At 48.4% G+C, this 19,714-nt stretch carries 15 protein-coding genes; 13 read left to right on the forward strand and 2 right to left on the reverse strand.

Going from position 1 to position 19,714, the window contains the following annotated elements:
* Window positions 1–35: 35 nt before the first annotated feature.
* From AM231_RS03210 to AM231_RS03245, 8 genes are all read left to right on the forward strand, one after another.
* On the forward strand, window positions 36–2,213 hold the full coding sequence (locus AM231_RS03210; RefSeq protein WP_053489347.1) for a RelA/SpoT family protein: 2,178 nt from the start codon (window positions 36–38) through the stop codon (window positions 2,211–2,213).
* 137 nt (window positions 2,214–2,350) lie between these two features.
* Window positions 2,351–2,794, forward strand: coding sequence for a D-aminoacyl-tRNA deacylase (gene dtd / locus AM231_RS03215; RefSeq protein ID WP_054401315.1), 444 nt, complete (start codon window positions 2,351–2,353; stop codon window positions 2,792–2,794).
* 453 nt (window positions 2,795–3,247) lie between these two features.
* Window positions 3,248–3,754 (forward strand): type 1 glutamine amidotransferase domain-containing protein, encoded by a 507-nt coding sequence (locus AM231_RS03220; protein ID WP_053489345.1) that lies wholly within the window; start codon window positions 3,248–3,250, stop codon window positions 3,752–3,754.
* Between the two features lie 78 nt (window positions 3,755–3,832).
* Window positions 3,833–4,282: a hypothetical protein gene (locus AM231_RS03225; protein ID WP_054401316.1), complete on the forward strand. Its 450-nt coding sequence runs from the start codon at window positions 3,833–3,835 to the stop codon at window positions 4,280–4,282.
* Window positions 4,283–5,035: 753 nt separating this feature from the next.
* Entirely contained in the window at window positions 5,036–6,301 is a 1,266-nt protein-coding gene (gene hisS, locus AM231_RS03230; protein WP_054401317.1) for a histidine--tRNA ligase, read from the forward strand.
* A gap of 34 nt (window positions 6,302–6,335) precedes the next feature.
* Window positions 6,336–8,111: an aspartate--tRNA ligase gene (gene aspS, locus AM231_RS03235; protein ID WP_054401318.1), complete on the forward strand. Its 1,776-nt coding sequence runs from the start codon at window positions 6,336–6,338 to the stop codon at window positions 8,109–8,111.
* Between the two features lie 35 nt (window positions 8,112–8,146).
* Window positions 8,147–8,902: a tRNA threonylcarbamoyladenosine dehydratase gene (locus AM231_RS03240; protein ID WP_054401319.1), complete on the forward strand. Its 756-nt coding sequence runs from the start codon at window positions 8,147–8,149 to the stop codon at window positions 8,900–8,902.
* Window positions 8,903–9,201: 299 nt separating this feature from the next.
* A complete protein-coding gene (locus tag AM231_RS03245) occupies window positions 9,202–11,373 on the forward strand; it encodes a HelD family protein (protein ID WP_054401320.1) in 2,172 nt (723 codons plus the stop codon).
* A gap of 1,035 nt (window positions 11,374–12,408) precedes the next feature.
* Here AM231_RS03245 and AM231_RS03255 read toward each other — a convergent pair.
* Window positions 12,409–12,690, reverse strand: coding sequence for a hypothetical protein (locus AM231_RS03255; protein ID WP_054401322.1), 282 nt, complete (start codon window positions 12,688–12,690; stop codon window positions 12,409–12,411).
* Between the two features lie 204 nt (window positions 12,691–12,894).
* Between AM231_RS03255 and AM231_RS03260 the strand changes: the two genes are divergently transcribed.
* The 4 genes from AM231_RS03260 (at window position 12,895) to nrdG (ending at window position 17,795) form a co-directional block, all read left to right on the forward strand.
* Window positions 12,895–14,202, forward strand: a complete 1,308-nt coding sequence (locus AM231_RS03260; RefSeq protein ID WP_054401323.1) for a replication-associated recombination protein A — start codon at window positions 12,895–12,897, stop codon at window positions 14,200–14,202.
* 59 nt (window positions 14,203–14,261) lie between these two features.
* A complete protein-coding gene (locus AM231_RS03265) occupies window positions 14,262–14,798 on the forward strand; it encodes a PCYCGC motif-containing (lipo)protein (RefSeq protein WP_054401324.1) in 537 nt (178 codons plus the stop codon).
* A 262-nt stretch (window positions 14,799–15,060) separates the two neighbouring features.
* Window positions 15,061–17,295 carry an anaerobic ribonucleoside triphosphate reductase gene (locus AM231_RS03270; protein ID WP_082341534.1) on the forward strand — a complete coding sequence of 745 codons (2,235 nt, stop codon included), beginning with the start codon at window positions 15,061–15,063 and terminating at the stop codon, window positions 17,293–17,295.
* Window positions 17,292–17,795: an anaerobic ribonucleoside-triphosphate reductase activating protein gene (gene nrdG, locus AM231_RS03275; protein ID WP_054401325.1), complete on the forward strand. Its 504-nt coding sequence runs from the start codon at window positions 17,292–17,294 to the stop codon at window positions 17,793–17,795. Before AM231_RS03270 ends, nrdG begins: the two co-directional genes overlap by 4 nt.
* 75 nt (window positions 17,796–17,870) lie before the next feature.
* Here nrdG and mnmA read toward each other — a convergent pair whose 3' ends face one another.
* Window positions 17,871–18,980 (reverse strand): tRNA 2-thiouridine(34) synthase MnmA, encoded by a 1,110-nt coding sequence (mnmA, locus tag AM231_RS03280; RefSeq protein WP_053489335.1) that lies wholly within the window; start codon window positions 18,978–18,980, stop codon window positions 17,871–17,873.
* 301 nt (window positions 18,981–19,281) lie between these two features.
* Here mnmA and cymR point away from each other — a divergent pair, with 301 nt between their 5' ends.
* Entirely contained in the window at window positions 19,282–19,701 is a 420-nt protein-coding gene (gene cymR / locus AM231_RS03285) for a cysteine metabolism transcriptional regulator CymR (RefSeq protein ID WP_053489334.1), read from the forward strand.
* Window positions 19,702–19,714 lie beyond the last annotated feature (13 nt).

Below are 19,714 nucleotides of genomic sequence, written 5' to 3' on the forward strand. Positions count from 1 at the left end.
CCATTTTATATAGAAAGGGAAGAGAAGGACTCCAAATGGGCATAGAGCGATTACTCGAAAAGGCCAGCGCCTATATAAAAGAACCCGATCTTCTTCGTATTCAGGAAGCGTACGAATTTGCGGAGCAAGCCCACCATGGACAAGTGCGGAAATCGGGAGAACCTTATATCCTTCATCCACTTGCGGTTGCAGAGATCGTGGTGAACATGCAGATGGACACGTTGTCCATTATTGCTGCATTGCTTCATGATGTCGTAGAGGACACTACCGTGTCACTTGACGAAATACGCGATCGCTTCGGGGATACCTGCGCCATGCTGGTGGATGGTCTAACGAAATTGGAACGAATCCAGTTCCGGTCCAAAGAAGAACAACAAAACGAAAATTATCGAAAAATGTTTATCGCGATGGCAAGGGATATCCGTGTGATCGTGATTAAGCTGGCGGACCGGCTTCATAATATGCGCACATTGAAGTACCAGTCTGAAGAAAGTCAGCGCCGTATTTCCTATGAAACACTGGAGATATTCTGTCCTATTGCACACCGCCTTGGTATTTCCGCTATTAAATGGGAAATGGAGGATATTGCGCTTCGTTACTTGAACCCGCAGCAGTACTATCGTATAGCGAATCTGATGCACAAGAAGCGCGCTGAACGGGAACAGTATATCGATAATGTCATTGTCTGTATTCGCGAGAAACTTGACGAGATGGGTATTCAAGCCGACTTGTCGGGCAGACCCAAGCATATTTACAGTGTGTTTAAAAAAATGACGGTCAAGAACAAGCAATTTAACGAAATATACGATCTCCTTGCAATCCGGATTATTGTCGACAATATCAAGGATTGTTATGCTACGCTTGGCATCATTCATACCCTATGGAAGCCGATGCCCGGCCGTTTCAAAGATTATATCGCGATGCCGAAAACGAATATGTACCAATCCCTTCATACGACAGTGGTGGGACCGAACGGTGAGCCGACTGAGGTACAGATTCGGACCTGGGAGATGCACCGAACGGCTGAATTCGGTATCGCGGCTCACTGGTCATATAAAGAAGGCTCCGCTGGGAACGGCGGAAGCTTCGACAATAAGATGACGTTTTTCAGAGAAATATTGGAGCTTCAGCATGAAACGAAAGATGCCTCAGAATTTGTAGAATCGCTGAAAATGGACTTTTTTTCGGATTTAGTATTTGTATTTACACCAAAAGGGGAAGTGATCGAGCTTCCTTCTGGTTCTGTTCCGCTCGATTTTGCTTACCGAATCCATACGGAAGTTGGAAACCGCACGATTGGTGCCAAAGTCAATGGCAGAATTGTTCCGCTGGACCATCAGCTCAAGACTGGCGATATTGTGGAAATATTAACATCAAAACATTCATATGGTCCGAGTCAGGATTGGTTGAAGATTGCCCAGTCTTCGCATGCCCGCAGTAAAATCAAGCAATGGTTCAAGAAAGAGAAGCGGGAAGAAAATGTGGAGAAGGGCCGCGAGATGCTGGAACGCGAAATCAAGCGGCTCGGTCTGGACGTATCCGAGTGGACCACGGATGATAAATTAATTGAAGCGGCCAAGAAGTTCGCATTCAATGATATCGAGGATATGTTATCCGCGGTTGGCTTTGGCGGGATTACTGCTGCGCAAATCTGCACCAAAGTAACCGAGAAGCTCCGTAAAGAGCAGGAGGAAGCGAATCAGCTTGAATTGACTTCCGAGATGAAAGAGATCAAGCCAGCTGAGAAACGCAGCCGTCCGACCAACGGAGTTCGCGTAAAAGGGATTGATAATCTGCTTGTCCGTTTTGCAAGATGCTGTAATCCCGTACCTGGTGATGATATTGTCGGGTACGTGACACGTGGCCGCGGCGTATCGGTGCATCGCTCCGACTGCGCGAATTTGCCGACTTCGGATGAAGGCGAGGATGCAGCACGTGTTATTGAGGTTGAATGGGAATCTGCCATTGAAGCTAACTACAGTGTCGATATTGAGGTAACAGGTCACGATCGTAACGGACTATTAAACGAAGTCCTTCAGGCCGTATCTGAGAGCAAGACCAATATATCGGCTGTAACCGGTCGATCTGATAAGAACAAAATGGCGATGATCCACATGACAATCTTAATTCGCAATACGGATCATCTCCAATCTGTAGTAGAACGCATCAAGCGGGTGAAGGATGTATATACCGTTCACCGAATTATGCAGTGATAGCAGATAAGGGAGGTTCGCTTGAATCTCTGTGCTGCTGGACTCCATGCAGGTCCTTCTAAGATGTTATGAATGCGGTCTGTTATCCTGCGGGAGACAGGCCGTTTTATCTTTTTATATTAAAGGAGTTAAACCCTATGAGAGTGGTTGTTCAAAGATGCAAGAATGCGCAGGTTTCGGTCGATAATGAAATTGTCGGCAAGATTGAAGCGGGATTGATGGTGCTGGTTGGCGTAACACATGAAGACGAAGAGAAGGATGCCAAGTACCTGGCTGAGAAGGTGGCAGGGTTAAGGATCTTCGAGGATGAGGAAGGAAAGATGAATTTCAGCGTTCAGGATGTGGGCGGAGCCATTCTGTCGGTATCCCAATTCACTCTTTATGGAGACACCCGCAAAGGAAAACGGCCAAACTTTATGGCTGCTGCAAAGCCGGAGGAAGCGAATGCCCTGTATGAATTGTTTAACCGTGAGCTGTTGGCTAAAGGGTTGCAGGTTGAAACGGGTGTGTTTGGAGCCATGATGGATGTATCGTTAACCAACTGGGGGCCGGTAACACTCATTATAGACAGCAGGTCATAAAACGCTTGAACGAGGAATCGATATGCATCATATTGAGATGATGGGGCATCCTGTGTGAGTAATTGCAACTTGGTTTTGCTAGTTTGTATTCACACAGAAGCAAGGAGTGTCCGTAATGCGTCAATCCCCCAAAAGCTCGCTATGGAGCAGTTTACCAGTGATGGTCGGATCCGGGGATATAAAGGAAACCGCTAGTATAGAGCGTATGGTAAGTGTCCCTGAGGATTCCGCTCAGTTCGTCTGTATTAAGGGAAATACGCGGAAACAGCTGCCGAGATCCTGACTCGCTTTATAAGTAACAGCATAAGCCGTACAAAGAGCCTGTGATCTTCCGGGCTCTTTTGTCTGTATTGGGGGGCAATCCCAGCAGCTGCTCTTAAAGGCGACTGTTATAAAAGAGGAATTACCGGGTAATAACAACTTGAGGACAATCACGAAAGGAGACATGCCACTATGGGCAAGGTAGCATTTCTACTAGCTGATCAATTCGAAGATTCCGAGATGAAGACTCCTTATGATGCCGTGAAGGAAGCAGGGCATCAAGCTGATATTATTGGATTAAAACAAGGACAAGAGGTAAAAGGCAAGCAGGGCAAAGCTTCCTACACAACGGATAAAGCGATTGCCGATATCGATATAAACGACTATGATGCGGTGGTTATACCAGGCGGTTCTTCACCGGAAAACCTACGTCTGGATTCCCATATATTGCAGTTTGTAACATCAGCAGACAAGGCAGGCAAACCGGTTGCTGCTATATGTCACGGGCCGCAAATTCTTGCAAGTGCCAATCTGCTAAAAGGGCGTACAATTACCTCATATCCTCCACTTCAGGATGATATGGTAAATGCAGGCGCCACCTTCAAGGATGAGGAAGTGGTCGTTGATCGTAACTTTATCACTTCCCGTACTCCGAAAGATGAACCTGCATTCGTGCGCGAGCTGTTGAAGGCTTTGTAACAGAATATTGCATTATGGGTTGTCCATGTTAGTACTAGCTCTTTCAAACAAATGAGTTGAAGAATAGGAGGAATGGACATGTCTAGACAAATTCAAGCTTATTTCCGAACAGAAGATGAGGCGGAAGGCGCAAGGACAAAACTGCTCACCTACAACACGGAACAGCTGGAGGTAGGAGAACTGCAGGATCCAGTACGAAACGGAGGACAAATCCTTGTCCCGCTGGTGCCTTGGAGTAATTCAGGCACAGGAGGCGCGACATCAGGAGTTAATGGCATGGGAGCTCCAGGAGGAGTTGTAGGAGCCCCGGGAGTTATCGTAGGTGCCAGAGATACAAGCCTTGATGTAGACTCGGATCGCCCAGACGGCAACGACGCACATCGTGATGGATGGCGTGAAGCCGATGTTGCCGACGGAGACTATGATGACCTGAATTACACCCTGACCGTAAAGGTGAGAGATGAGGACTACGAGCAGATCGTGCATGATTTGCGAGCCAATAACGGATATGTGGAGCGTTTGGATTAATGCCATCATTTGTGTGAATGAACTTTTTAATAGATAAAGAGGATGCTCGATGAGGGTGTACTCTCCACACTACGAAAGGACTGCTCCAATGCGGAGCAGTCCCTTTAAAATGGTCTATAATAAAAGCGTTTTCTCGCTTGTAATAAAACTGTAATGTTTGTTCAATCTTTCTTTAATATTTCCTGTTTATAATAACAGCATGACCCCCTTTTTTATATAATATATGTTTTGGACCTACAATCGTGATTGTAGGTTTTTTTCTTTTTCCGAGTATTTTCTACAAAGTTTCTTGACTTTAGTGCAGTAGTTCTTTAGAATCTAAAATTATAATGTTTTGGATATACTAGAGGATAATATTAGATTTGAAGACGGGAACAAGTACTCCATCCCCACAAGACCAGAGAAGAATCCCTTGGCTGTAAGGATTCGCTTGATGAGTGGACGAATGACCTCCCCGAGAACAGACGGCGAAGCAAGCACCGGTATATCGGTGGGATAGACAGTAGCCGAACTGCGCGGCCGGGCGTTAAACGGATGAAGCGGATGATTGATGCACGATTAGGTGTGTCAGCGCCGGAATGTGGGTGGTACCACGGGTGATAATTTGATATCTCTCGTCCCTGTTTGTCTTAGGACAGCGGGGCGGGAGATTTTTTGGTTTTCCAGCTTTTTGCGAAATGACTCCCCGGAGTTTTTCCATAATTAATTTAAACACAGCAAGGTGAAGATGTCTTAGAACGTGGAGGGATGAAGATGGCTAGCGAGAAATTCGAGAAACCGACGGGCACGCAGGACATCCTGCCAGGAGCCGTCGAGAAATGGCAGTTTATCGAGGAAAAGGCACGAGATTTGTGCCGCAGATATAACTACCGTGAGATTCGCACACCGATTTTTGAACAGACCGAATTGTTCGAACGAGGGGTCGGCGAAACGACCGACATCGTCGAGAAGGAAATGTATACCTTTAAGGACAAAGGAGATCGCAGCATGACTCTTCGTCCTGAGGGGACAGCAGGTGTTGTACGGGCTTACGTGCAAAACAAGCTGTACGGAGAGCCTGATGTAACGAAGCTGTTCTATATGGGTCCAATGTTCCGTTACGAGCGGCCGCAGGCAGGTCGTTACCGCCAGTTCCATCAGTTCGGTGTCGAGGTATTTGGAACTACTGATCCGGCAATAGATGCCGAGGTCATCGCGCTCGGGTACAGCTTCTACAAGGAGCTTGGACTGAGCGGGGTAAAGGCTGAGATTAACTCCGTAGGAACCCCAGAAGTACGTGCAGCATACCGGAGTACATTGCTTGCCTTTCTCGAACCGATGAGGGACAACCTTTGCTCGGATTGCCAGTCGCGTATGGAACGTAACCCGCTTAGAGTGCTGGATTGCAAGAAGGATCAAGAGAAGTTCGTAAATGCGCCTTCAATCCTGGACAGCCTGGATGAGGAGTGCAGCACGCATTTCGATAAAGTCAAAGGGTATCTTGATGCCATGGGCATTGAGTATGAAATCAATCCGAGGTTGGTTCGGGGACTAGACTATTACACCCATACCGCATTCGAGTTTAAAGCGCAGGGCATTGGTGCGATTGATACGGTAGGTGGAGGTGGACGGTTCAACGGACTGGTCGATCAGATTGGCGGACCGGAGCAGCCTGGGATCGGATTCGGAATTGGTCTGGAGCGTATCCAATTGATTCTGGAACACCAAGGCATCAACCTGACTTCAGCGAAGCCGCTGGATGTGTATCTGGTGGCGCTGGGCGAAGCAGCAGAGCAGAAATTGACAAAATTGATCTACGAGCTGCGGAGTCATGGCGTGGCGGCGGACCGTGATTATCTTGGCCGCAAAATGAAGGCTCAGATGAAATCCGCAGACCGCCTGCATGCTCGTTATACCGCCATCCTGGGTGATGACGAACTAGAGCGCGGCGAAATAGCGCTGAAATCGATGGAGACCGGCGAGCAGCGCACGGTGAAATTGGATAGCCTGGTTCAGGAATTTGTTAAAACGTCGCATTAAGCGGCTTAATTAAACTAAAGGGGAATGATAACCGATGAAAAGGACGCATCATTGCGGTCATCTGACAACCGCGAATATTGGAGAAACTGTAACACTGAATGGATGGGTACAAACCCGCCGCGATTTAGGGGGCGTGCTGTTCATCGATCTTCGTGATCGCAGCGGCATTATGCAAATCGTATTTAACCCGGACTTCTCGGGCGAAGCATTAGCTGTTGCCGATAAGGTTCGAAGCGAATTTGTGATAGCCGTAACAGGTAAAATCGTCAAGCGTGATCCTGAAACGTTCAACCCGAATCTGCCGACAGGTGAAATTGAAGTTCAAGTGACGAGCATCGAAGTGCTGAATGCAGCGAAAACACCTCCGTTCTTTATTGAAGACGGTGTGGAAGTGGATGAGCAGCTTCGTTTGAAATATCGATATTTGGACCTGCGTCGTCCAGAAATGCAAAAAACGCTGATGCTGCGTTCAAAAGCATCGAAAATTTTCCGTGACTTCCTCGATGAGGAGGGTTTTGTAGATGTGGAAACGCCGATTCTGACCAAGAGCTCCCCGGAAGGTGCGCGCGATTATCTTGTACCTAGTCGTGTACACGCAGGCGAATTCTTTGCGCTTCCGCAATCTCCGCAAATCTACAAGCAGCTTCTTATGGTGAGCGGACTTGAGCGTTACTACCAAATCGCTCGCTGCTTCCGTGACGAGGATCTGCGGGCTGACCGTCAGCCTGAGTTTACCCAGGTCGACATCGAGACGTCTTTCATGGACCGCGACGACCTGCTGAACATGATGGAGCAGCTGATGGTGAAGCTGTTCAAGGAAACGATTGGCGTTGAGCTTGCAACACCGTTCCAGCGGATCAGTTATGCTGATGCTATGGGCAAATACGGATCGGATAAGCCGGATCTCCGCTTTGGTATGGAACTGATCGAGATGAACGATATCGTTGCAAGCAGCGGTGTCAAAGTATTCTCTTCCGTCATCGAAAAGGGCGGAGAAGTAAAGTGCTTGAATGCTAAAGGCTGCGGCACTTGGACACGTAAAGAAATTGACGATTTAGGACCATATGCAGCCCGTTATGGAGCAAAAGGTCTTGCTTGGATTCAAGTGAAAGAAGGCGAATTCAAGGGACCTATCGTTAAATTCTTCAGCGAGCAGGAAATTGAAGCAGTAAGAGAACGTACAGGAGCCGAAGACGGCGACTTGCTGCTCTTCTCTGCGGATAATAAAAAAGTGGTAGCCGATGTACTAGGCGCGCTTCGTTTGAAAATCGGACGCCAGCTTGGACTGATTAACGACAACGAATACAAGTTTGCATGGGTGCTGGACTTCCCGCTGCTCAGCTATGACGAAGAGGCCAAGCGTTATGTGGCCGAGCACCACCCGTTCACCCGTCCAAGAGACGAGGACCTGGAATTGATGGATACCGACCCGCTTGCCGTGCGTGCTCAAGCTTATGACATAGTGCTGAACGGATATGAAGTGGGCGGCGGCTCCATGCGGATTTACAAACGCGACATTCAAGAGAAAATGTTTGCGGCACTCGGCCTGTCTCCTGAAGTGGCGCACGACAAGTTCGGCTACCTTATGGACGCTTTCGAATACGGAACGCCTCCGCACGGCGGAATCGCCTTCGGGTTGGACCGTTTGGTGATGCTGCTTGCGGGCCGCACCAACTTGCGTGAAACCATTGCGTTCCCGAAAACAGCAAGCGCAACGGATCTGTTGATGGATGCTCCTTCCCAAGTAGACGGAGGACAGTTGGAGCAGCTGCATATCAAACTCGCCAAGAAGCCGGGCGACGAGAAATAAGTCCGTGGTTCTTGATAAAGGAGGTTGCTTGAATTATGCTGCACCAATTTTCTCGAACAGAACTAGCTATCGGTCCTGAAGGACTCGATGTGATGAAGAACAGCACGGTAGCTGTGCTGGGTATCGGAGGGGTAGGGGGCATTGCGGTGGAAGCTCTCGCCCGCTCGGGAATAGGTCGTATCATTCTGATTGACAAAGACGTGGTGGATATCACAAACATCAACCGGCAGATCCACGCCTTAACGACAACGGTAGGTCAGAAGAAAGCAGACCTGATGGTTGAACGTGTTAAATTGATAAATCCGGAATGCGATGCGATCGCCCTGAACATGTTCTATACCGAAGAAACGTATGAAGAGCTGTTTAAGTACGAGCTGGATTATGTCATTGATGCATCGGATACGATTATCTATAAAGTCCATCTGATTAAGGAATGCTTGCGGCGCAATATTCCCATCATCTCCAGCATGGGGGCGGCCAACAAAATGGATCCGACGAAGTTCCAGGTTGCCGACATCTCCAAAACCTCGATGGATCCGATTGCCCGTGTCGTACGTACCAAACTGCGCAAAGACGGCATCAAAAAAGGGGTCAAGGTCGTGTTCTCCCTGGAAGAACCGATGAAGCCCCGCCAAGATGTTACAGAGAAGATCGTGCCTGAGAATGCTCCGGAAATCCGGAAAGCGAAGCAGCCGCCGGCAAGCAATGCGTTCGTTCCGCCTGTGGCCGGTCTGATTATGGTCAGTGTGGCGGTGAAAGAACTGCTCGAAAAAGGCGGCGTCACATTGTAAGGAGGCACCCAGCCATACTTGTCAGTGTGAGTACGATAGACAATTCATAAGGCTGGACTTACAAAACCTTTGGCAAGGTTTAGAAGCTTATTCAAACGCAGTGTCTCATGATGAATGGGATGCTGCGTTTTTACTGCCTTCAGGAGCGAAAAATAGAAAACAGGACGATAAATTCCCTGTAACAGAACTACGCTAGTATATCCCTGCCGGTTGTGCTACAATGGAACTCCTTTTTGTGTCACGGTCCTAAAGCCAGACTTTCGATGCGAAAAAATATGTTTCTTAGGAGGTAACTGAAAGTGTCAGAATCTTTTCAAAGTGCCTATCAAGAAGAAGAGTCAAGATTAAACGAGGTTATCGTTGAAATTGACCGTCAGCTTGAACGTTTGCGCGGGATTCCAGTTTATACGGGTCATGATTTTACGGAGCAGGTGCTTGAAGCTGGTCGGGAAGAGAAACGCCAGGCCCTTGCCAAAAGTTTGCCGGAGCCTTACTTCGGAAGGCTGGATTTTCAGGAAAATGGAACCGGAGCAAAGAAACCGCTCTACATTGGAAAAATTGGCTTCGATAAGGAAGACGCCGGGGATCACCCGATGGTGATTGATTGGCGGGCTCCGGTTGCGAGTTTATTTTATTCATTTACGGGCGGTACCGATCCTGCATCATTCGAAGCACCCGAGGGCATCATCGAAGGGCTCGTGTACTTAAAACGTAACGTCGTGATCCGCAAGCAAATCCTGGAGCGGGTATCGGACACATACAATCGGGAAAGTGGCGGACCTGCCGTATCCGACGAGTTTCTGGTTTACCGTCTCGGGGAGAACAAGGATAACCGCCTGCGTGATATTGTCTCAACGATTCAGGCGGAGCAGGATAAAATTATTCGGGCAGCGAAGAACACGGCACTGATCATCCAGGGTGTTGCGGGAAGCGGTAAAACGACGGTAGCGCTTCATCGGCTGGCTTATTTGCTGTATCAGTACAAGGAGCAGGTTCATGCGGAGAAAATGATTATTTTTGCACCGAACCTGATGTTTCTGGATTACATATCCGATGTGCTGCCAGAGCTCGGAGTTGGCGATATCCAGCAGCGAACTTTTAGTGATTGGGCGGCGGAGCTGCTTGGCATCGAGCTGTACCGAGGAGATCATGCCGAGACACTTCACCGATGGTTTGAGACGGAACCAGGTCAGGGAACACCGGATATTGACGATCATGTTAGCGGACGATATAAAGGCTCCTTACATTTGATGAGGCTTGTCCGCCGTTTCGTTGAACGCATGGAAGGCAATGCCCTTCCGGATGAGGATTTTACGCCTTGGGATGGGGCAGTCCTAAAGCGGGAAACGATAGCTGAGTGGTTCGAACAGGAATACAAGCCGTATCCGCTTGCCAAACGGAGGGAGCGGCTGCTTGCCCGGCTTCATCGATGGATTGAAATGGAGCTGAAGAAAGTCTCTACAGGGGCTGTGATGAAGGAACGGAAGAAGAAAGCGGCCCAGCGGGAAAAAGCGTACGGTAACCGTTGGCCAAAATTCGAGCCGCTCGCCCTGTATAAACAGCTGTTTGGAGCGTCCAAGGCAGCCGGGGCTTGGGTAGAGGAGCTGTCTGCAGAAATTCCGGCAGATGTGCTTCTCGCCACGCGAAAGGATCTGAAGAAAAATATCGTTCGGGAAGAGGATCTGCCTGCGCTGCTGTATTTCCACTGCCTGCTTAATGATATTACGGGCGAGCAGCGGTTTGACCATATCGTCATTGATGAGGCACAGGATTTCTCCCCGTTTCAGGTTGCTGTGCTGGATTTGTTCGTTAGAGGTCACTCCTTTACCATTCTTGGTGATCTGTCACAGGGTATTCATGCTTATCGCGGCGTTCATGCATGGGAAGAAATGAGCTCCTTGTTCCAAGAAGGGGAGACTGCCTATTTTGCCCTGACGCGAAGCTATCGGTCTACCATGGAGATCATTGAATTTGCCAACGGCATTCTGGAAAAAGGTGTTAGCAGCGATCTGCTTGCAGTTCCGGTATTCCGGAGCGGGGATGCGGTCCGTCTGATCCCTTACGGCTCCAGCGAATCCAGGGTGAAGGATCTAGAGCGGGCGATGGAGTCTCTGATGGCGAAGGATTATCGTACCGTTTCAATTCTGACGCGGACCCTGCGCGAGGCGGAGGAGCTGCACGGTGTACTGCGAGAGAAGTGGCCTGAACTGAACCTGATTGATGGCAGTGAAGGGACATACCAGGGCGGATATTCGGTGCTGCCGGTCTATTTGTCTAAAGGCCTTGAATTCGATGCGGTCATTGTTGCGGATGCAGATACGGAGCACTATGCGGAGAAAGCTTGGGATGCCAAGCTAATGTATGTAGGATGTACGCGGGCACTGCATGAGCTGTGGCTGCTGCATGGTGAAGAGCGTCCTTCTTATGTGACGGTCGAAGCACAGGATATAACAGCGATCGGCTGGCCGTGAGCAAATGGATACAGCAAGAAATGGACAAATATAAATTGATTGTTTGGTAGCATATAACATAAGTAAATACGGATACGAGAGCAGGGAAAGCCCCTGAAGTTTGCGGTCATTGTATGCACCGCTTCTTCAGGGGCTACTTCCATACAGGCAGGGGTTTCACTTTGACCTGTTCAAAACCCTAAGGGCAAGCATTCTATCCCAGCATCCGGTACGGATCGCCGAGATGATCACTATACGATATTAGCGGTTTGAAATCATTTACATATATATTACCTATTGGTATATTTAAGGGACATTTGATGTGAAATGTATATAAATGCTAAGAAGCTCCAGAAATATCTTCTCCTTATAGTTCATGAGCAATGGAGGTTATATGATGAGGATCATCTCAGTTTTAATGATCGTACAAGGAGTATTCTACTTAATAACGGGCATAGGAAATATACTCAGAGGAGATGAGCTGCTATTACTTAATAATGAACTGCATACTAACTTTAACTATTTGTTTATTGTAATTGGTTTTTTAATAGTGCTAAGTGGATTAGGCATTTGGTTCAGAAGGGAATTTTCATACTTATTAACACTCTTCATATATGGAAAATTAATTTTATATAGTGTTGGTGTTCTATTCTATTCAATAATAATTGATTTCAATTTAAATTTTCCAAGCACAATACTTTTGATTATAGTGATAATCTATTTCACTATTGTTTTTATATACACAAAGCGAAATTATAGATTTAAATAAATGCTAATGCGACTGCAACTGCTGTTAGACTCTTGAATGTCTATAGAAAAAATTGAACATCCCGCAGGGATTCACATGACATGTGTACCCCCCTGCGGGTCTTTTTGTTGTGGGAAGATTAACCAAGCATTTGGTAGGAGGAGCCTAAATTTTCGATGAATCGGATCAAGGTCCAAACGGCGAGGATGGAAAGTGCAGCTGCTAAGCTGATGTATAGAATCAATTTCCGCTTAGATTTCCGTTTCAAATCAATAGCCTTCCTTCGTGTTGTAGTGGAATGATACGACTTATAACAACACCTCATCGTCTTCCTCATTTCGAATGCCCTGCTTATACTCATAGAGAATAATGGATGAACGGACGAAGGCATACAGGCCGAGCAGGAACTGCAGGATGAGGAGTGCATAGAGAAGGTTTATCGGTAGCTTCTCATCTTCGAGGTAATCTGGCCCATAGATATCCTTAAAAAGCTTGTGTTGATAAACATAGGTATAGAGTGTAAGTAAACTGATTCCCATATGGGCAGCCCCGTTAAATAAATTACGTTTGGACTTCTTGCGAGTCGTCATAGTCACTCTCCTAAAGTAACGATGCTATATAATTTCTTATAATCTATAACGCTCCGGGTAATAAAAAGTTGGTTATCATGTTAAACCAAGCAGCGAATAGGGCTCCTGCAGGCGTTCAGAAATCGATTATGATATGATAGGGAGTGGATGATTGGATTGTAACGGCTTGCTTAACATAGATATCAGACAAGGAAGTGTAGCTAAATGGACTTATTCAGTTACGGACGGGAAGCCGACCGGGATTCAAGGCTGTTGGCCGACCGGATGCGGCCTTCCTCGCTGGATGAATATATAGGACAAGAACATATTATCGGACCGGGAAAGCTCCTTCGGCGAGCAATCGAAGCGGATCAGGTCTCCTCTATTCTGTTGTACGGGCCACCTGGATGCGGCAAAACGACGCTTGCACATATTATCTCACAGCAAACGAAGGGGTACTTCGTTCGGCTGAATGCGGTGGAAGCTTCGGTTAAGGACGTCCGGGAGGTCATTGAGCAAGCCCAGAGCAACCGCAGTCTGTACGGCACCAAAACAATCCTGTTTCTGGATGAGGTTCATCGCTTTAACAGCTCAAGACAGGACGCGCTGCTGCCTGCGGTAGAGAACGGGACGATCATCTTTATCGGAGCGACAACGGAGAATCCATTCCATTATGTGAATGGGGCCTTGATGAGCCGTTCGACGTTATTTCAATTAGAGCCGCTGACCAAGGAGCATTCCTTGATCGCCATGCAGCGTGCGCTGACGGATCCAGACAAGGGACTGGGCTATATGAACTTGAAAGCGGATCACGAAGCACTGGAGCATATTGCAACCATGGCCAATGGTGACATCCGCCGCGCTCTGAACGCTCTTGAATTAGCGGCCATGACCACGCCACCGGATGAAAGCGGAGCGGTTCATATTACACTTGAAGTGGCTGAGGAATCAATCCGCAAGCCGCTCGTCAAGGCGGACGAGTCCACGCAATATGATGTGCTTTCTGCCTTCCATAAGAGCATTCGAGGTTCCAGTGATGCTGCCTTGTTCTGGTTCTTATATGCAGTTGAAAAGTTAGGGATGGACCCGATGGTATTCATTCGGCGGCTCATCGCTGCAAGCAGCGAGGATATCGGACTTGCCAACCCGCAGGCTATGGTTCAGGCAGTCAGCGCGCTTGATGCATACCGGAACAACGGCTGGCCGGAAGCGAAGCTGAACGTGATACAAGCGATTCTGTTCGCAGTAGAAAGTCCGAAGTCCAACGCGGTTGTGGAAGCGATATCCCGGGCGATGTCCGCCATGGATGAAGTGAAATCTGCGGAGGTTCCCCTTCATCTGCGTGATGCACATTATTCAGGGGCGGTGAAGCTGGGACATGTCGGTTATAAGTACCCGCACGATTATCCGAGCCATTATGTGAAGCAGGAATATTTACCAAAGGAGCTCTCCCGCCGGGTGTTCTATCAGGCGACGGAGCAGGGGAACGAAGCTAAGATCGCACACAATCAGCGTTTGCGACGTGAAGAATAGAGCAGTTCAGCAACGAGGGATATATGACCGAGAATTTAGTTAAATGGAGGAAACGAAAGATGAAAACAGGTAAGAAACGGTTTGTTATCCTGCTGCTGTCCGTCGGTCTTATGCTGAGCGGCTGTTCGGGAAAAAGCGCCCAGGAGCAGGTCTCAAATGGACAGGCAACCGAGGCAGCGCATGAACACGGTCATCAGATGCAGCTGCCTAATGGGGATATCCAGGAGGCAACAGCCTCGATTGATGAGCTGCCTGCCTTTTTGAAGAGCCAGACCAGCGAGCTCCAAACTATTTATGCCCTATCTGCCCAGGTGAGTGACGTCCTTAAGTATATTCCTTGTTACTGCGGCTGCGGCGACAGCGCGGGCCATGAGAGCAACCTAAATTGTTTTATTGATGAAATCCAGGAGGACGGGACCGTAGTATGGGATGATCACGGAACCCGCTGCGGGGTGTGCTTGGACATTGCTGTGGAATCGGCCAAAATGAGCAGTGAGGGCATGAAGCTGACGGATATCCGAGCTGCGATCGACGAGAAATACAGCACCGGCTATGCAAAGCCGACACCAACTCCGATGCCGCCTGTAGAGAATTAATTCAAAATGGATTTACCAAACAAACAGGTAACCACTACGATCGGATAGATCGTAGTGATTTTTTTATATATAGAGAATACGCTCCACAAAGCGCTCGTATCGTTTCATTTCTCTTTTAATTCGGCTGTTTTATGTCTACTTCTGAGGAGTTTAAGATCTTGTTATGATTTTCCTCACAGCAGATTACTATATATAGATGTAAATTTGTGAAATGAATCTATATATAGTAATTAGAATTTGGTAAAAGGAGAGGATCGATTTCATGAAAGTTATGAAAAGAGACGGATGCCTGGTGAGTTTTGAGATAAGCCGGATTGTGGAGGCGGTGGATAAAGCTTTTATTGCTGTTGAGGGTGCTTCCCGTAAGGAAGCTGCTTTGCACATAGGAGATGAGGTTGCTCATGCAACCGAGGGTATGGAGCAGGTTAGTGTTGAGGAGATTCAGGATATCGTTGTCGAGCATTTGCAGAGCTCAGGTTATCCCGAGGTGGCGGCTACTTATCAACATTACAGGGAATCTCGTGACTTGGAGCGGATGCGGCGAGGAGAGCTATATAAAATCAGCAGAGATGTGATCGGCGTATCAAATTTGGACCTGCTGCGGGAGAATGCAAACTTGAATGGAGAATCTTTCAGTGGAAAAATGAGCCGGATCGGTTCAGAATATGCCAAATGGATGGCAAGCAAATTCATCCTGCCGACCGATCTCATGAAATCGGTAAAGGATGGGTACGTGTATGTACATGACCTTGATCAATATGCGCTGGGAACAACGAACTGTATATTTATCCCGTTCGATCGTTTGCTTGCCAAAGGATTTAACACCGGTAACGGGTCTGTAAGGCCGCCCCAGAGCATTATGACGGCGATGGCGCTCGTAGCCATCATTTTTCAATCTCAACAGAACAGCCAATTTGGCGGCGTTTCCGGCAATAAAATCGATTGGGATCTGGCCCCGTATGTCGGCAAATCATTTCGGCGCCATTTTCGTAAAGGGCTGGTTTACTTCGCCCAGGAGGATCAGGGAGAACCGAGATCCAATGAACGAGTTCTTACAGATGACAAATTATACATAGACAATGAGCAGCTGAAGGAAACATATCCGCACATATATCACTACGCATATAACGAAACGGTAAACGAAGTAAAGCAAGCTGCAGAATCCCTGATCCATAATCTCAATACGATGAGCAGCCGGGCCGGCGGGCAGATTCCTTTCACTTCACTGAACTATGGCATGTGCACATCAACCGAGGGACGGATGGTATCCCATGCTCTGCTGGATGCAACAATGAAGGGGCTTGGAGGAGGAGAGACACCGATATTCCCGCAACATATTTTTCAATGCAAGCAAGGGGTTAACCAGGCGGAAGGAGAGCCCAATTACGATCTGTTGCTGAAAGCCGTTGAGTGTTCCAGCCGCAGACTCTACCCGAATTTTGTCAACGTGGATGCATCGTTTAATCTGGTCTACTATAATCCTGATGATCCGAACACGATTATTGCCACCATGGGCTGCAGAACCCGGACAATTTCAGATCGGTTTGGACGAAACCGCCTGAGCGGCAAAGGTAACCTGTCTTTTAATACGATCAATCTGGTTCGTCTCGGCATCGAGCATGGCATCATCGAAGGAAAACGGAATTTGCCGGACCTTAGCCGCTTCTACGAGCAGCTTGATCAATATATGACGATCGCGGTTGAGGGTTTGATTCATCGCTATGAGCTGCAGGCCGAACAACCAGCCAAAGCATCCGATTTCATGATGAGGGAAGGCGTATGGGAAGGTGGCGAAGCCTTGGCCCCGGAAGACAAGGTACGCGAACTGATCAAGCATGGTACTCTGGCGCTAGGATTCATCGGTCTGGGTGAATGCCTGAAGGCATTAACCGGACTGCATCACGGAGAAGACGAGAACAGCCGCAGCCTGGGAATCGAGATCATTTCGCATATGCGTCAATTTTGCAATGAAGCCAGCGAAAGATATGACCTCAATATCACATTGTTTGCCACGCCGGCGGAAGGTTTGTCGGGAAAATTCACGAAGCTGGACCGGCATACCTTCGGGGTAATCGAGGGTGTGACAGACCGCGAGTATTACACGAATTCTTTTCATATTCCCGTTTACTATCCGATGCCCGCATACCGCAAAATTCAAGCAGAGGCTCCTTTCCATGAGCTGTGTAATGCAGGGGCGATATCGTATGTGGAGCTGGACGGCAATGCAAGACAGAATACCACTGCATTTCGGGACATCGTGCAGTTTGCCTTGCAGCAGAACATCGGTTATTTCTCTGTAAACCATCCCGTTGACCGGTGTCCGGCATGCAATTACGAAGGCATTATCGGCAGTGTATGCCCAGGATGCGGTGCCTTGGAGACGGCTGGGAACTTCCAGCGGCTGCGGAGGGTGACGGGATACTTAACAGGCAATTATACAGAGCGCTTCAATTCGGCCAAGCAGGCTGAGGTCAGAGATCGGGTGAAGCATCTGTGAATGTGTGCGGATATATCCCCGAAAGCATCAATGAAGGCCAAGGGCTTCGGGCAGTTCTATTCGTGAGCGGCTGCCGCCACGCCTGCGCTGGCTGCTTTAATGTGGAATCCTGGGATTTCGAAGCGGGGGAGCCCTTTACCGAGGAAATGTCTGCGGCGATATTGCAGGATATCATCGACAACCCTTTGCTGGATGGCTTGACCTTATGTGGAGGGGACCCGTTCTTCTCGCCGGAGGAATGCACGGCATTTGTACGCAAGCTCAGGAATCTCTGTCCCGCGAAAAATATATGGGCCTACACGGGGTTTACCTTTGAAGCGCTGATGAGGCAGCCGAAGCTGCGCGAATTGGCAGAGCTGTGCGATGTCATCGTGGACGGCAAATTCGAGGAGGAGCGAAAGGATGTCTCACTGCCTTTTCGAGGCAGCTCGAATCAGCGTTTAGTAGATGTCGCTGCCAGCTTGAAGCGGGGCGTAACGGTGGAATATGTTTTGCGCTAGCATGTAGAAAAAGAGCACACACTTTACGGAATCTACCGTGTTTAAGTGTGTGCTCTTCTCTTTTCGTATAGCGGATTAATAAGGAATTTTATCCGCTGTTTCGATTGTTCCTCCGCCAAGGCATTCGTCCCCTTGGTAGAAGACGACGGCTTGTCCAGGTGTAATTGCTTTTTGCGGTTTCGCAAAAGCGACATGAACGGTTCCATCCTCACGTGGAGTTATCGTTACTTCCTGGTCCGGCTGACGGTAACGGAATTTCGCGGTGCAGGTGTAGGCGTCTTTGGGCATAGCGTCTTGTCCTGCAATCCAGTTGATTCCGGAGGCAATGAGTCCGGTTGAATACAAACTCGGATGATCGCCTTGAACAACGTACAGAATATTGTTAGTTAGATCCTTGTCGGCAACAAACCAAGGCTCTCCCGAGCCTGAGCCGCCAATTCCGAGACCTTGACGTTGTCCGAGTGTGTAGTACATCAAGCCGTCATGGCGGCCTTTCACTTCACCGGAGACAATGTCCACCATATCGCCGGATTGGGCTGGGAGGTATTGTCCAAGAAATTCTTTGAAATTTCGCTCGCCGATGAAGCAAACACCGGTGCTGTCTTTTTTCTTGGCCGTATACAGTCCGGCTTCCTCAGCGATTCGGCGAACCTCCGGTTTCGGCAGATGCCCGATCGGGAACATGGCTTTAGATAGCTGCTCCTGGTTCAATGCATTGAGGAAGTAGGTTTGGTCCTTGTTGTTGTCCACGCCGCGCAGCAGCTGGTACTGTCCATCTTCCTCAATGACGCGAGCGTAATGGCCCGTAGCCACGTAGTCGGCTCCCAAATCCATGGCCTTGTTCAAAAATTCGCCGAATTTAATCTCGCGGTTGCACATGACATCGGGGTTCGGCGTTCTTCCGGCTTTATATTCATCGAGGAAATAGGAAAATACTTTATCAAAGTATTCCTTCTCGAAATTGACGGTATAGTAGGGAATGTCGAGCTGCTCGCACACGCGGCGAACATCTTCGGCGTCCGCTTCAGCTGTACAGTAGCCAAGCTCATCGGTATCATCCCAGTTTTTCATAAAGATGCCGATCACTTCATAGCCCTGCTGTTTAAGCAGGAGTGCTGTAACGGAGGAGTCGACTCCTCCCGACATGCCGACAACGATACGAGTGTTATGATTTGCTTTTGACATCGTTATCACCATTTTCATTTTGAATTATGCCCATGGTCGTATTTTAACATATCGGGACAAGGTTCACACGTTTCATTTTGTCCACTCAGGGTGAACATTTTTTTGGCTTTCCGCCTTGATTATTACCCATTGAGGTTCAGGATATGTTACCATAAGCAGAGGGTAATGATCGGAATACGGTGATAAGCACAGGACGAGGTGTGTAACCCGCGTCTTATGCCGTATTAACGCTACCCACCACCTACAAATCTTTATGTAACGGATGGACACAATATACAAATTACCGAAAGAGGTGTCACCTTTGAAAATATCGACAAAAGGAAGATACGGATTAACAATTATGATGGAGCTGGCTGCCAAATTTGGCGAAGGGCCGACCTCGCTGAAGAGCATTGCCGAGAAGAACCAGCTGTCTGAACACTATCTTGAGCAGCTGATCGCGCCGCTGCGGAATGCAGGTCTGGTTAAAAGTATCCGCGGTGCGTACGGGGGGTATATTTTATCCCGGGACCCTGCGTCCATTACGGCAGGGGATGTGATCCGTGTATTGGAAGGACCAATATCACCTGTTGATTTCACCGAGGAAGACGACCCGGCGAAGCGGGATCTGTGGCTTCGAATCCGTGACAGTATCGCTGAGGTGCTCGATTCCACGACGCTGGACTATCTGATTAACTTCCATGAACAGTCTGCTGCGGACAACTATATGTTCTACATTTAAGGATGGCTACGGA

Source organism: Paenibacillus solani, from assembly GCF_001277345.1.
Lineage (GTDB): Bacteria > Bacillota > Bacilli > Paenibacillales > Paenibacillaceae > Paenibacillus_AQ > Paenibacillus_AQ solani.